We start from the raw sequence: 14,088 nt of genomic DNA, 5'->3' as shown, positions 1-14,088 counted from the left end.
ATTGAATTTAACTATGACTTTAAAATATTGTGTTCTACAATTAAGTCACCAATTGTTAATAACTTTTTGACGTTTTGGTTAACTGGTCGAATCTCATTTGAAATACTATATATTGTGTTCTATTTTGGATATAGACACCATATATAGAAAGAAGTGATAAATTTGAATCAAATCGAAGAAGCGTTAACTGGTTTGATTTCTAAAGATCCAACTATTGTTAATGAAAATGCCAATAAAGATAGTGACACATTTTCAACAATGAGAGACTTAACTGCAGGAATTGTTTCCAAATCATATGCTCTAAACTATTTGTTACCTAAACATGTTGCCCAAGCACATCAAAATGGTGACATACATTTTCATGATTTAGATTACCATCCATTTCAACCGCTCACTAATTGTTGTTTAATAGATGCACAAGATATGTTGCAGAATGGATTTAACATAGGAAATGCCAATGTAACATCACCTAAATCTATACAGACAGCATCAGCACAACTCGTGCAAATTATTGCCAATGTCTCAAGTAGTCAATATGGTGGATGTACAGTTGATCGGGTTGATGAACTATTAAGTACATACGCCAAGTATAATGAACAAAGACATAGACAAGTAGCTAAACAATTTGTTAAAGAAACTGAAATAGAATTATATGTTGAACAACAAGTGACGCAAGATATTAATGATGCTATTGAAAGTTTGGAGTATGAAATTAATACGTTATATACATCGAATGGTCAAACGCCATTTGTTACATTAGGATTTGGGTTAGGTACTGATAAACTTAGTCGTAAAATACAGCAAGCGATATTACATACACGTATTAAAGGTTTAGGCAAAGATCGTACGACAGCAATTTTTCCGAAGTTAGTTTTTTCAATCAAAAAAGGGATTAACTTTAGTGCGCAAGATCCTAATTATGATATTAAGCAATTAGCATTAGAATGTGCGACTAAAAGAATGTACCCAGACATTTTAAACTACGATACGTTAGTAGATATTTTAGGTGATTTTAAAGCGCCAATGGGTTGTCGCTCATTTTTACCAAGTTGGAAAGATGACAAAGGTCAGTTTGAAAATAGTGGACGTTGTAATCTTGGTGTAGTAACACTAAACATACCGAGAATAGCGATAGAATCAAAAGGTGATATGACACGCTTTTGGGAAATTTTTTATGAACGTATGGAAGTATTACATGATGCATTACTTTATCGTATTCAACGACTTAAAGATGCAGTCCCTAATAATGCACCTATTTTGTATAAAAGTGGGGCATTTAAATATAAATTGTCAGAAGATGACAGCGTGTCGAGATTATTTGACAATCAACGCGCAACGATTTCAATGGGGTATATTGGTTTATATGAAGCAGCAACAGTCTTTTATGGACCCGACTGGGAAACGTCTAAAGAAGCTAAAGATTTCACGTTAGAAATTTTAAAAGAAATGAAACGATATCAGTTGATGTGGACGTCACGTTATGATGTATGGTTTAGTGTTTATAGCACACCAAGTGAGTCTTTAACTGATCGCTTTTGTCGTTTAGATCAGCAGCGATTTGGAGATATTCCAGACATTACTGACAAAGGTTATTATCAAAATTCATTTCATTATGATGTACGGAAAGATGTAACACCATTTGAAAAATTAGATTTTGAAAAAGAATATCCATATTATGCCAGTGGTGGTTTTATTCATTATTGTGAGTATCCTAAACTGAACCATAACTTGAAAGCGCTAGAAGCGGTATGGGATTATTCATATGATAAAGTGGGTTATTTAGGTACTAATATTCCAATAGATCATTGTTATGAGTGTGGTTTTGATGGAGACTTTGATACCACAGCACAAGGTTATCAATGTCCACATTGTGGCAATCATAATCCTAAAACAGTTGATGTCGTTAAGCGTACTTGCGGCTATTTGGGCAATCCAGTGCAACGTCCTGTAATCAAAGGAAGATATCAAGAAATGTGTGCACGTGTTAAACACATGAAGGCACCGAAATAATGTCGATATTAGATATTAAAACTGGACAAGGCTATATTGCTAAAATAGAAACGCATAGCTTTGTAGATGGTGAAGGTGTACGTTGTAGTGTATATGTATCGGGATGCCCTTTTAACTGTTTAGGATGCTATAACAAAGCTGCACAAAAATTTACATATGGAGAGCCATTTTCACCAGCAATATTGGAAGAAATATTAGATTATTGTGATCAATCGTACATTTCAGGATTGAGTATACTTGGTGGCGAACCATTTTGTAATTTGGATATTAGTTTGAAACTTGTTCAAGCATTTAGACAACGTTTTGGATATTCTAAAACGATTTGGGTTTGGACAGGATTCTTATACGAATATTTAGTACGAGATTACGATCAGCGATATGATATGTTGAGCTTAATAGATGTGTTAATAGATGGCTTATTTATACAACATTTATATCAACCTAACTTACCTTACAAAGGTTCGTTAAATCAACGCATCATTGATGTTCAACAGTCATTAATGTCTGACAAGATGGTTGAGTATATTGTTAGTTAATCGATCACATTAGAAGGCGTAGTATGAAAACTTTTTACTTATTATGCTGCGTTGGCAATAACTGTCTAACTTATAAAACATTAAATAATACAACGTTTTATCACCATATTAAGTCTTGTTGGGATGGAATGACACAATAATTTCCAGAAAAATTATTGTCATTCCGTCTCATTTTTTATTGTTGTGCATTTCCTATTCAAAATGTGGTTATAAAATCAAAGCAAAAATCAGTCAAATAAGATTATGTTGTTCCAATATTAGTGTAAATTATGCCGAGATAAATTAAGAAATTACTTTTAATAAATAATGTAAATAAGTTATCAAAAAATCAATTAAGTGAGAGGGAAGACTGTCCTATCATTACTCACTAAAAATAAATAAAAATAATTTATTTGTGTATAAATATACAAATTACGACAATAGAAAAATATATTAAATACGTTAAATCCAAACTTTACACAACTGTATTAGAGCTAAAAAAATTTCTTAAATACCCCTTAAAATTATATAAATATTCAATAAAGACGATTTTAAAACTGTATGTAATTTGCATTATTATTTAATATTCGTTATTGTCAATTTTGTGAATCATGATAATTATTACATAGTGGAAGCAATCAACGACAGATTCATCAAATTTAATAATTAGGGGGAGCACAATTGAAAAAAAAGAGAGTTATGGACTGGACGACCTTCATAGGTACAGTTGCTGTACTTCTTTTTGCAGTTATTCCTATGATGGCATTTCCTAAAGCAAGTGAAGATATAATTACTGGAATTAATAGTGCCATTTCTAATTCAATTGGTTCGATATATTTATTTATGGGACTGGCGATCTTCTGTTTTGTGATGTATATCGCATTTGGAAAATATGGTAATGTAACGCTTGGTAAAGCTACTGATACTCCTGAATTTAATACATTTACATGGGCAGCAATGTTATTTTGTGCTGGTATTGGTTCGGATATTCTGTACTGGGGCGTGATAGAGTGGGCTTTCTATTATCAAGTTCCACCCAACGGTGCTAAAAGTATGAGTGATGAAGCATTACAATTTGCTACACAATACGGTATGTTCCATTGGGGACCTATTGCCTGGGCAATATATGTGTTACCTGCATTACCGATTGGTTACTTAGTATTTGTAAAGAAACAACCTGTATACAAAATAAGTCAGGCTTGTCGACCAATTTTAAAAGGACAAACTGATAAATTGTTAGGTAAAGTTGTAGATATATTATTTATTTTCGGCTTGCTAGGCGGTGCGGCAACATCGCTTGCGTTAGGTGTACCACTCATTTCTGCTGGTATTGAACGTTTAACAGGTTTAGATGGTAGTAACATGATTTTACGTTCGGCAATTTTATTAACTATTACGGTTATTTTCGCCATTAGTTCATATACTGGCCTAAAAAAAGGTATTCAAAAGCTAAGTGACGTCAATGTTTGGTTATCGTTTATTTTATTAGCTTTTGTTTTTATTGTAGGACCAACTGTGTTCATAATGGAGACGACTGTTACTGGTTTCGGTAATATGTTAAGAGACTTTTTCCATATGGCCACTTGGTTAGAACCTTTCGGAGGTATTAATGGGCGTAAAGAGACAAATTTCCCACAAGATTGGACGATATTCTATTGGTCTTGGTGGCTTGTTTATGCACCATTTATCGGCTTATTTATTGCTCGAATCTCTAAAGGTCGACGTTTGAAAGAAGTCATACTAGGAACAATTATCTATGGGACATTAGGTTGTGTCTTGTTCTTCGGTATCTTCGGTAACTATGCCGTATATTTACAAATTTCTGGACAATTTAATGTGACAGGTTATTTAAATACGCACGGTACCGAAGCCACAATTATTGAAGTAGTACATCATTTACCGTTCCCATCACTAATGATTGTCTTATTTTTAATATCTGCTTTTCTATTTTTAGCAACAACTTTTGATTCTGGATCATATATTTTGGCAGCTGCTTCACAGAAAAAAGTAGTTGGAGAGCCATTAAGAGCTAATAGACTATTTTGGGCATTTGCGTTATGTTTATTACCATTTTCATTAATGTTAGTTGGTGGAGAACGTGCACTAGAGGTATTGAAGACTGCGTCTGTGTTAGCTAGTGTGCCTCTGATAGTTATATTTATCTTTATGATGATATCGTTCTTAATTATTTTAGGTCGCGATAGAATTAAATTGGAAACACGTGCAGAAAAATTAAAAGAAGTAGAACGTCGATCATTAAGAATTATTCAAGTTTCTGAAAAAGAACAAGACGATAATTTATAAGATAAAAAGCGAGAAGTTGGTCAGTCTGCCTGTCCCAATTTCTCGCTTTTATTATTTATTATCACTTTGTGAATTGGCCTCTGGTATTGGAAAATATTTGAAAATATCTCCACTTTCAATGGCTGTTGTTAATTGTTCTAACCAGTCATAATAAATTTGTGTATGATCAAGTTGTGCTTTGATATTTTGTGCTTCTGCTATTTCGGAATCAGTTAAATCTTCACGATGTAGCAGAGGGTTAATAATTGCTTGTGCATCTTGAACGGCTTCAACATTAATATCAATTTCACGTTGAAATTTTTTAGCAAAAAAGTTTCTAAAAAAGATGAAGAAATCTTTCTCAGCTATAAAATGTTGCTTACGACTACCACGTGTAAATTGTTGTCTAACGATATCAAATTCCTGCAATTTCTTTACACCCGCACTCATACTGGGTTTACTCATTTGCAATTGATGACGCATTTCATCAAGCGTCATACTACCTTCGAAGACCATTGTACCGTATAAATTTCCTACACTTCTATTAGTACCGTATAAATCCATTGTTTGACCAATAGAATTTATGACAATATCTTTTGCTTGTTCTAATTGCTGTTGGTTGTTATTTGAACGAGTCATCATTGCACCTACCTAACATCATTTTGTGTCATATTATAGCAAATATTAATACATTATAAGACTTTTTACTTAAAAAGACAGTATAAATAATTATAATTTTCATAATAAAATTTTCAGGAAAATAAATATTGCAAATTAAGAAAAGCATCAACATAAAAATGTTTTGTAAATTGACACAATTTATAATTCTATGCTAACATAACTTTGAAAAATTCGTTAAATATAAATTTAACAAACTTAACGGAGGTTGTTGAATGGAACTTGTAAAACAATTATCTCAACGTCAATTTATAGATGGAGAGTGGGTTGACAGCTCTAATAACAACACGAGAGATATCATCAATCCTTATAATCAAGAAGTGATATTTCAAGTTGCAGAGGGCACTAAAGAAGATGCTGAACGTGCAATTTTAGCAGCTAGATGTGCTTTTGAGTCTGGAGAGTGGTCGCAACAGACAGCTGAAACTCGAGGTAATAAAGTAAGAGCCGTCGCTGATAAGATTAAAGAACATCGTGAAGAACTAGCGCAACTGGAAACGTTAGATACTGGTAAAACACTTGAGGAATCCTATGCAGATATGGATGATATTCATAACGTCTTTATGTATTTTGCTGGATTGGCAGATAAAGAAGGGGGAGAAATCATTGATTCTCCAATTGCCAATACAGAAAGTAAAGTGGTGAAAGAACCTGTAGGTGTAGTGACGCAAATCACACCTTGGAACTACCCTTTGTTACAGGCTTCATGGAAGATAGCGCCAGCGTTAGCAACAGGATGTTCATTAGTAATGAAACCTAGCGAAATCACACCATTAACAACGATTCGAGTTTTTGAATTAATGGAGGAAGTTGGTTTCCCTAAAGGTAGTATTAACTTGATTTTAGGTGCTGGTTCCGAAGTAGGCGATGTATTATCAGGTCATCAAGAAGTAGATCTCGTATCATTCACTGGTGGTATTGAAACTGGTAAACATATTATGAAGAATGCAGCTAACAATGTTACAAACGTAGCTTTAGAACTCGGCGGTAAAAATCCTAATATTATTTTTGAAGATGCAGATTTTGAGTTAGCAGTCGACCAAGCATTAAATGGCGGTTATTTCCACGCAGGACAAGTATGCTCAGCAGGTTCAAGAATTATAGTGCACAATAGTATAAAAGAACAATTTGAACAAGCATTGATTGAGCGAGTAAAAAAAATAAAACTGGGTAATGGGTTCGACAAAGATACTGAAATGGGGCCAGTGATTTCAACTGAGCATCGTCAAAAGATTGAAAATTACATGGATATCGCTAAACGAGAGGGTGCCACAATTGCAATAGGAGGTAAACGTCCTGATAGAGAAGATTTACAAGCAGGATTGTTCTTTGAACCTACTGTCATTACTAATTGCGACACATCTATGAGAATTGTTCAAGAAGAAGTATTTGGTCCAGTCGTAACGATTGAAGGATTTGAAGATGAACAACAAGCAGTTCAGTTAGCAAATGATTCAATTTATGGACTTGCTGGTGCTGTTTTTTCACAAGATATTGGCAAAGCACAACGCGTGGCTAATAAATTGAAATTGGGTACAGTATGGATTAATGATTTCCATCCTTATTTTGCTCAAGCACCTTGGGGTGGTTATAAACAATCAGGTATTGGTCGCGAATTAGGAAAAGAAGGATTAGAAGAGTACTTGGTGTCTAAACATATTTTAACTAACACTAATCCACAAGTGATTCATTGGTTCGGTCAATAAAGAAAAAACTAGATAAAGTGAGTGCCATTGTAACAATAACAAGACACTCACTTTATTATGTCTTACCTTATTTTATGTCTGAAATATAGATCGTTATAGGAGTGTAACAACGCTCGCTTATTAAATATAAACTTTGGAGGTCATAACTATGAGTAATAACAATAAATCATATGATTATGTCATCATTGGTGGCGGAAGTGCAGGGTCAGTGCTAGGCAATCGACTAAGTGAAGACAAAGATAAAGAAGTATTAGTTTTAGAAGCTGGGCGTAGTGATTACTTTTGGGATTTATTTATACAAATGCCTGCAGCATTAATGTTTCCTTCAGGTAATAAATTTTATGATTGGATTTATTCAACTGATGAAGAACCACATATGGGAGGACGTAAAGTAGCTCATGCTAGAGGTAAGGTACTTGGTGGATCAAGTTCAATCAATGGTATGATATATCAACGAGGTAATCCTATGGATTATGAAGGATGGGCTGAACCTGAAGGTATGGAAACGTGGGACTTTGCACACTGTCTTCCATATTTTAAAAAATTGGAAACGACTTATGGTGCGGCACCGTATGATAAGTATAGAGGTCATGATGGTCCGATTAAATTAAAACGTGGTCCTGCCACAAATCCTTTGTTCCAAGCATTCTTTGATGCAGGTGTCGAAGCAGGTTATCATAAGACGCCAGATGTTAATGGTTTCAGGCAGGAAGGTTTTGGGCCATTTGACAGTCAAGTTCATCGTGGTCGTCGTATGTCGGCTTCGCGTGCCTACTTGCATCCAGCAATGAAGCGTAAAAATTTAACAGTGGAAACACGTGCTTTTGTCACACAAATTAATTATGAAGGACGAAGAGCAACAGGCGTTACATATAAGAAAAACGGTAAATTACACACTGTTAATGCTAAAGAAGTAATATTGTCAGGTGGTGCTTTTAACACACCACAATTATTACAACTATCAGGTATTGGTGATTCAGAATTTTTAAAATCGAAAGGTATTGAACCACGCGTGCATTTACCTGGTGTTGGTGAGAATTTTGAAGATCATCTAGAAGTATATATTCAGCATCAATGTAAACAGCCAGTGTCTTTACAACCGAGTTTAGATGTCAAACGTATGCCATTGATAGGGTTACAGTGGATATTCACTCGCACAGGTGCAGCAGCATCTAACCATTTTGAAGGTGGCGGATTTGTGAGATCGAATAATGATGTTGCTTATCCAAACTTAATGTTCCACTTTTTACCTATAGCAGTTAGATATGATGGACAAAAAGCACCTGTTGCTCATGGCTATCAAGTACATGTTGGTCCAATGTATTCTAACTCTAGAGGTAGTTTGAAAATTAAATCTAAAGATCCATTTGAAAAACCAAGTATCCGTTTTAACTATCTATCTACAGAGGAAGATAAACGTGAATGGGTTGAAGCAATTAAAGTAGCTAGAAATATTTTAAATCAACCCGCCTTGGATCCATTTAATGGTGGAGAAATTTCACCAGGACCTGAAGTTCAAACAGATGAAGAAATATTGGATTGGGTACGTCGCGATGGCGAAACAGCATTACATCCATCATGTAGTGCTAAAATGGGCCCAGCATCAGATCCAATGGCTGTAGTTGACCCATTAACAATGAAAGTGCATGGTATGGAAAATTTACGTGTCGTTGATGCTTCGGCAATGCCGCGTACAACGAATGGTAATATACATGCGCCAGTATTAATGTTAGCTGAAAAAGCAGCAGACATTATTCGTGGTAGAAAACCATTAGCACCACAATATGTCGATTATTATAAGCATGGTGTTCATGATGAACATGAAGGTGCGCTAGACAATAAACCTTATGCATAATAAATAGTAATATAACATCACAAGGGAGCCTATGTTTAAATGGTGACGTGAACCTCAAAAGATAGACCTAAAATCTAACTTTTGGGATACACTTCATGGTTGAATAAACTTAGGCTCTCTTTTTCTTATTTTAGTCAAATTCAATGATTATTAAACCGTTAGAATATGTAGTGAAAAAAGCTCAACATTGATGGAAATGAATGCTTAGTGCAATGTATCTTGAAGTTGGAAAATATTGTGCGTGAAAAACATTCAATAATTTGTCAAAATTTGATGTTTTATAGTCTTTTTCATGTTAGGATTGAATGAGCAATAAGCTAGAGAGAAGGAATATGATGACTTTTTATGAATATATACTGGGCTTTGTTAATGATAAGACCCCATTAGGTGATTTAGCAACTTGGGTGAAGCAAGATGACAAGTTTCCTAAACAAGAGAAAATAGCGGAAAATATTTTATCTTATTTTCATCAAATGACAAATCTAGATCATAGTTTTTTAGAAATAGTAAAACGTTCTCTCTCTTTATATGATGAAATTAAATAACTTGATTTATAATTATAAATAAATGAACAGATAGAAGTAGCAACGTATGAGACACATTATCACCATTTAATGTTCGTCGTATGATTGCTATTTTTTAAATTCGGGAATAATACAGTATTAAAGCATGATATCTTACAATGAAATGAAGGAATGAATGATGAAAATATATGATAAGTTTAAAGCATATGTTATTGAGGAATTTGATGACTACATAACGATAAATAAAAATAATGATATACAATATTATGAAATACTTGAAAGTATAGACACGTTATCGAATGATACGTTTTGTGTGTTAAATCATTTATATGTAAATAGTGGTACAGAGGAAGTTTTTGAACAAAAATTCTTGCAGAGAAATAAACATTTACAAGATGTTGAAGGATTTAGAGCACTAAGATTTTTAAGACCTAAAGAAGCGGGAAGACATTATATTATTGTGACATTATGGCAAGACCGACAAGCATTTTACAACTGGCAAAATTCTGCTGAATATGCTGAAACACATAAAAATAGGGGAACTAAAAAAGGCGTTGACTTTAAAGTTGTTAATCGCGAATTATCATATAATGTTAGAATAGAACTTGCAGATTTAGAATTGTATCACCAACATTAACATCAAAGTAAGCGTTATGATGATATTAATAAAGATTTAACTTAGTTGATTTGAGACATTACAATTAATAGATATTAGCTTTGAGGTTGAAATGGCATAGCTAAATTTAAACAAAAGAACAGCAATCATCTTAAGTGATAAATATTATTACTTAAGAGATTGCTGTTTTTAAATTAATTTGCCTAATTTAATAACTTGTAGATAGTGTTTTTTAACCTATTTAATTGAAAATTCTGCAAAACTAGGCGTATGATAGACATAATTCATCTATAATGATTTAATTATAGAATTAAGTGAACGTATGAAAGGAAGTTAAAAATGCAAAAAGCAGATTTATTTGCACCTGAACAATATAATATTGTCTCAGAAATTGAAAAATATAGTAATAACCCTACTAAAAAGGCAATTTTATATCATAATACAGATGGTGAAGATATCACTGTAACGTATCAACAATTAATACAACAAGCTAATAAGGTTGGTAATGTCTTAAAAAGTCATGGTTTATCTAAAGGCGACAAAATTATCATTATGATGCCACGTACGATTGCTACATATGAGTTGTATATTGCAGCATTAAAATTAGGCATTGCCATTATTCCATGTTCAGAAATGTTAAGAACTAAAGATTTACAATATCGTATTACACATGGTGAAATTGATGCAGTTATGGTATATGAACCATTTACAAAAGAATTTGAAGATATTAAAGAATACAATGATTTAATTAAATTCGTAGTAGCTGGTCAAAAAAATGATTGGATTAATTTAGATGAAGAAAAAGAACAAGCTAGTGATACTTTAGAGGCAGCTAACACTTCTAGAGATGATATGGCTATTCTTTCTTATACTTCAGGAACTACTGGTAATCCTAAAGCGGTGACACATTCACATGGATGGGGATTTGCGCATTTACAAATGGCACCTAAACATTGGCTATGTATTAAAGAAGACGACTTAGTATGGGCAACTGCAGCACCAGGTTGGCAAAAATGGCTATGGAGTCCATTTTTATCAGTATTAGGTTCAGGAGCTACGGCTTTTGTCTTTAATGGTAGATTTAGTCCGGAAACCTACTTAACATTGTTACAACGTTATGAAATTAATGTTTTATGTTGTACACCAACGGAATATCGTATGATGGCTAAACTACAAAATTTAGAGCAATATGATTTATCACACCTTCACAGTGCTGTGTCAGCAGGTGAACCTTTGAATCGTGAAGTTGTAGAACAGTTTAACAAACATTTTAATATTACAGTTAGAGATGGTTACGGTCAAACTGAAAGTACGTTATTAATAGGATTCTTAAAAGATACACCACAACGAATTGGCTCAATGGGTAAAGGTATTCCTGGAAGTTATGTTACAGTGGTTGATGATGATGGAAATGAAGTACCTGCTAATACGAAAGGAAACATTGCTGTACCACTTGATCTTCCTGCGCTATTTAAGGGCTATTATAAAGAACCTGAACGTACAGCTAAAGCTCAAGCAGGAACATATTATATCACAGGAGATTTAGCTCATATCGATGAAGATGGCTATTTCTGGTTTGAAGGTCGCCGTGATGACATCATTATTAGCTCTGGTTATACTATAGGGCCTTTTGAAGTTGAAGATGCTCTAACTAACCATCCTGCAGTTAAAGAGTGTGCTGTTGTGGCTAAACCACATGATATTCGAGGTAATATTGTGAAAGCATTTGTTATTTTACAACCAGGATACACTGCAGAAGATACTTTAGTAAAAGAGTTACAACAATTTGTTAAAAATGAGGTAGCACCATATAAATATCCTCGTGAAATAGAATTTGTTGAAGACCTACCTAAGACTAACTCTGGTAAAATCCGTCGTGTTGAATTACGTGATGCTGAACTAGCTAAATATCAACAACAAAACAATGAACAATAATATTTAAGTAATTTTAAAGTTAACATATTACTGCTTAGTTCACTTTAAAGTAAATAATAAAATCATCTGAAGAATTAATCATATGATATCGTATTACGATAAATAAATGATTTACAATTAAGATATAAACGTAAGATTAATAACAGAAATAATATATTTTAAACCTAACGAATAATTATAATTTACATTTGCTACATCCTGATTTAACATATAGATGTAAGTACTAATAATCATATTTTGGTAGCGTATCAAAGTTATAATGAAACTATATTCAATCATTATTTAAATAAATATGTGAGTCGGATATCATTTTCATAATGATGATACACTTTTACAATTTTGGAGAGGTGAAACCAATGGCTAAGTCTAATAGTAAAGACATCGTTTTAATTGGAGCCGGTGTACTTAGCACAACGTTTGGTTCAATGTTAAAAGAAATTGAACCAGATTGGAATATTCATATGTATGAACGTTTGGATCGTCCAGCTATTGAAAGTTCAAATGAAAGAAATAATGCTGGTACAGGACATGCAGCTTTATGTGAATTAAACTATACAGTGCAACAACCTGATGGCTCAATCGACATTGAAAAAGCTAAAGAAATTAACGAAGAATTTGAAATTTCCAAACAATTTTGGGGACATTTAGTTAAAAGTGGCAGTATCGAAAATCCACGAGAATTTATTAATCCTTTACCACACATTAGTTATGTAAGAGGTAAAAACAACGTTAAATTCTTAAAAGATCGTTACGAAGCAATGAAAGCTTTCCCAATGTTTGAAGATATCGAATATACAGAAGATATCGAAGTAATGAAAAAATGGATTCCATTAATGATGAAAGGTCGCGAAAGTAATCCTGGTATTATGGCGGCTAGTAAAATTGACGAAGGTACAGATGTAAACTTCGGTGAATTAACACGTAAAATGGCTATAAGCATCGAAAAACATCCAAATGCAACAGTTCAATATAATCATGAAGTGGTTGATTTTGAACAATTATCTAATGGACAATGGGAAGTAACTGTTAAAAACCGTAATAACGGCGAAACATTTAAACAAGTGACTGATTATGTATTTATTGGTGCTGGTGGTGGAGCAATTCCATTACTACAAAAAACTGGTATCCCTGAAAGTAAACATTTAGGTGGATTCCCAATTAGTGGTCAATTCTTAGCTTGTACAAATCCACAAGTTATTGAACAACATGATGCCAAAGTTTATGGTAAAGAACCACCTGGTACACCACCAATGACTGTACCTCATTTAGATACACGTTATATTGATGGTCAAAGAACATTATTATTTGGACCATTTGCCAATGTTGGACCTAAATTCTTAAAAAATGGTTCAAACTTAGACTTGTTCAAGTCAGTTAAACCATATAACATTACAACATTATTAGCAGCAGCAGTTAAAAACTTACCTTTAATCAAATATTCATTTGATCAAGTAATTATGACTAAAGAAGGTTGCATGAATCATTTACGTACATTCTATCCAGAAGCACGTGATGAAGATTGGCAATTATACACTGCTGGTAAACGTGTTCAAGTTATTAAAGATTCACCTGAGCACGGTAAAGGGTATATCCAATTTGGTACAGAGGTAGTTAACTCACAAGACCATACTGTAATTGCTTTATTAGGTGAATCACCAGGAGCTTCAACTTCAGTATCTGTTGCGTTAGAAGTATTAGAACGTAACTTCCCTGAATATAAAGCTGAATGGGAACCAAAAATTAAGAAAATGATACCATCTTATGGTGAATCATTAATTACAGATGAAAAATTAATGAGAAAAATCCGTAAACAAACTTCAAAAGACTTAGAATTAGGTTACTATAACGACTAATTCTTCATAAATTATAAGGGTCCACACAAGCAAAGTAATACTTGTGTGGGTCTTTTTTTATTTATCTATTGGTTTATAGTAATAGCAAAGTCGTTATACTGTTCATTGAATTT

General features: G+C 33.3%; 10 protein-coding genes. 9 read left to right on the top strand and 1 reads right to left on the bottom strand.

Annotation, left to right across the window (positions count from 1 at the left end; translation table 11 throughout):
* Positions 1–162 precede the first annotated feature (162 nt).
* The 3 genes from nrdD (at position 163) to J3R86_RS11630 (ending at position 4,829) form a co-directional block, all read left to right on the top strand.
* Positions 163–2,010, top strand: coding sequence for an anaerobic ribonucleoside-triphosphate reductase (gene nrdD, locus J3R86_RS11640; RefSeq protein WP_207517440.1), 1,848 nt, complete (start codon positions 163–165; stop codon positions 2,008–2,010).
* The gene (nrdG, locus tag J3R86_RS11635) at positions 2,010–2,546 is read left to right on the top strand and encodes an anaerobic ribonucleoside-triphosphate reductase activating protein (RefSeq protein WP_207517439.1); all 537 of its coding nucleotides are present in this window, start codon (positions 2,010–2,012) and stop codon (positions 2,544–2,546) included. The genes nrdD and nrdG overlap by 1 nt, the downstream gene beginning before the upstream one ends.
* Before the next feature lie 660 nt (positions 2,547–3,206).
* Positions 3,207–4,829 carry a BCCT family transporter gene (locus tag J3R86_RS11630; protein WP_207517438.1) on the top strand — a complete coding sequence of 541 codons (1,623 nt, stop codon included), beginning with the start codon at positions 3,207–3,209 and terminating at the stop codon, positions 4,827–4,829.
* A gap of 51 nt (positions 4,830–4,880) precedes the next feature.
* Here the strand turns inward: J3R86_RS11630 and cudC are convergent, their stop codons facing one another.
* Entirely contained in the window at positions 4,881–5,447 is a 567-nt protein-coding gene (gene cudC, locus J3R86_RS11625; RefSeq protein WP_207518561.1) for a choline uptake/conversion transcriptional regulator CudC, read from the bottom strand.
* A 254-nt stretch (positions 5,448–5,701) separates the two neighbouring features.
* On the opposite strand from cudC, the gene betB reads away from it, so the two are divergent.
* The 6 genes from betB to lqo all read left to right on the top strand — a co-directional run bounded on the left by betB (position 5,702) and on the right by lqo (position 13,975).
* Entirely contained in the window at positions 5,702–7,192 is a 1,491-nt protein-coding gene (gene betB, locus J3R86_RS11620) for a betaine-aldehyde dehydrogenase (RefSeq protein ID WP_207517437.1), read from the top strand.
* Between the two features lie 148 nt (positions 7,193–7,340).
* Positions 7,341–9,047 (top strand): choline dehydrogenase, encoded by a 1,707-nt coding sequence (betA, locus tag J3R86_RS11615; protein WP_207517436.1) that lies wholly within the window; start codon positions 7,341–7,343, stop codon positions 9,045–9,047.
* A 335-nt stretch (positions 9,048–9,382) separates the two neighbouring features.
* Complete coding sequence (locus J3R86_RS11610) at positions 9,383–9,592, top strand: sterile alpha motif-like domain-containing protein (RefSeq protein ID WP_207518560.1); 210 nt, start codon at positions 9,383–9,385, stop codon at positions 9,590–9,592.
* 157 nt (positions 9,593–9,749) lie between these two features.
* On the top strand, positions 9,750–10,208 hold the full coding sequence (locus J3R86_RS11605) for an antibiotic biosynthesis monooxygenase family protein (protein ID WP_207518559.1): 459 nt from the start codon (positions 9,750–9,752) through the stop codon (positions 10,206–10,208).
* A 318-nt stretch (positions 10,209–10,526) separates the two neighbouring features.
* A complete protein-coding gene (mbcS, locus tag J3R86_RS11600) occupies positions 10,527–12,122 on the top strand; it encodes an acyl-CoA synthetase MbcS (protein WP_207517435.1) in 1,596 nt (531 codons plus the stop codon).
* A gap of 356 nt (positions 12,123–12,478) precedes the next feature.
* A complete protein-coding gene (gene lqo / locus J3R86_RS11595) occupies positions 12,479–13,975 on the top strand; it encodes an L-lactate dehydrogenase (quinone) (RefSeq protein WP_207517434.1) in 1,497 nt (498 codons plus the stop codon).
* Positions 13,976–14,088: the final 113 nt, after the last annotated feature.

Origin of the sequence: Staphylococcus simiae (assembly GCF_017357005.1) — a bacterium.
GTDB classification, from domain to species: Bacteria; Bacillota; Bacilli; order Staphylococcales; family Staphylococcaceae; genus Staphylococcus; species Staphylococcus simiae_A.
The sequence above is the reverse complement of the archived record's forward strand: the minus strand, read 5'-3'. Positions and strand labels throughout refer to the sequence as shown.

Excerpts from the sequence above, each read along its gene's own strand:
- J3R86_RS11610 (WP_207518560.1), top strand. The coding sequence starts at position 9,383 with ATGACTTTTTATGAATATATACTGGGCTTTGTTAATGATAAGACCCCA.
- J3R86_RS11605 (WP_207518559.1), top strand. The coding sequence starts at position 9,750 with ATGAAAATATATGATAAGTTTAAAGCATATGTTATTGAGGAATTTGAT.
- betB (WP_207517437.1), top strand. The coding sequence starts at position 5,702 with ATGGAACTTGTAAAACAATTATCTCAACGTCAATTTATAGATGGAGAG.
- nrdG (WP_207517439.1), top strand. The coding sequence starts at position 2,010 with ATGTCGATATTAGATATTAAAACTGGACAAGGCTATATTGCTAAAATA.
- mbcS (WP_207517435.1), top strand. The coding sequence starts at position 10,527 with ATGCAAAAAGCAGATTTATTTGCACCTGAACAATATAATATTGTCTCA.
- lqo (WP_207517434.1), top strand. The coding sequence starts at position 12,479 with ATGGCTAAGTCTAATAGTAAAGACATCGTTTTAATTGGAGCCGGTGTA.
- cudC (WP_207518561.1), bottom strand. The coding sequence starts at position 5,447 with ATGACTCGTTCAAATAACAACCAACAGCAATTAGAACAAGCAAAAGAT.
- betA (WP_207517436.1), top strand. The coding sequence starts at position 7,341 with ATGAGTAATAACAATAAATCATATGATTATGTCATCATTGGTGGCGGA.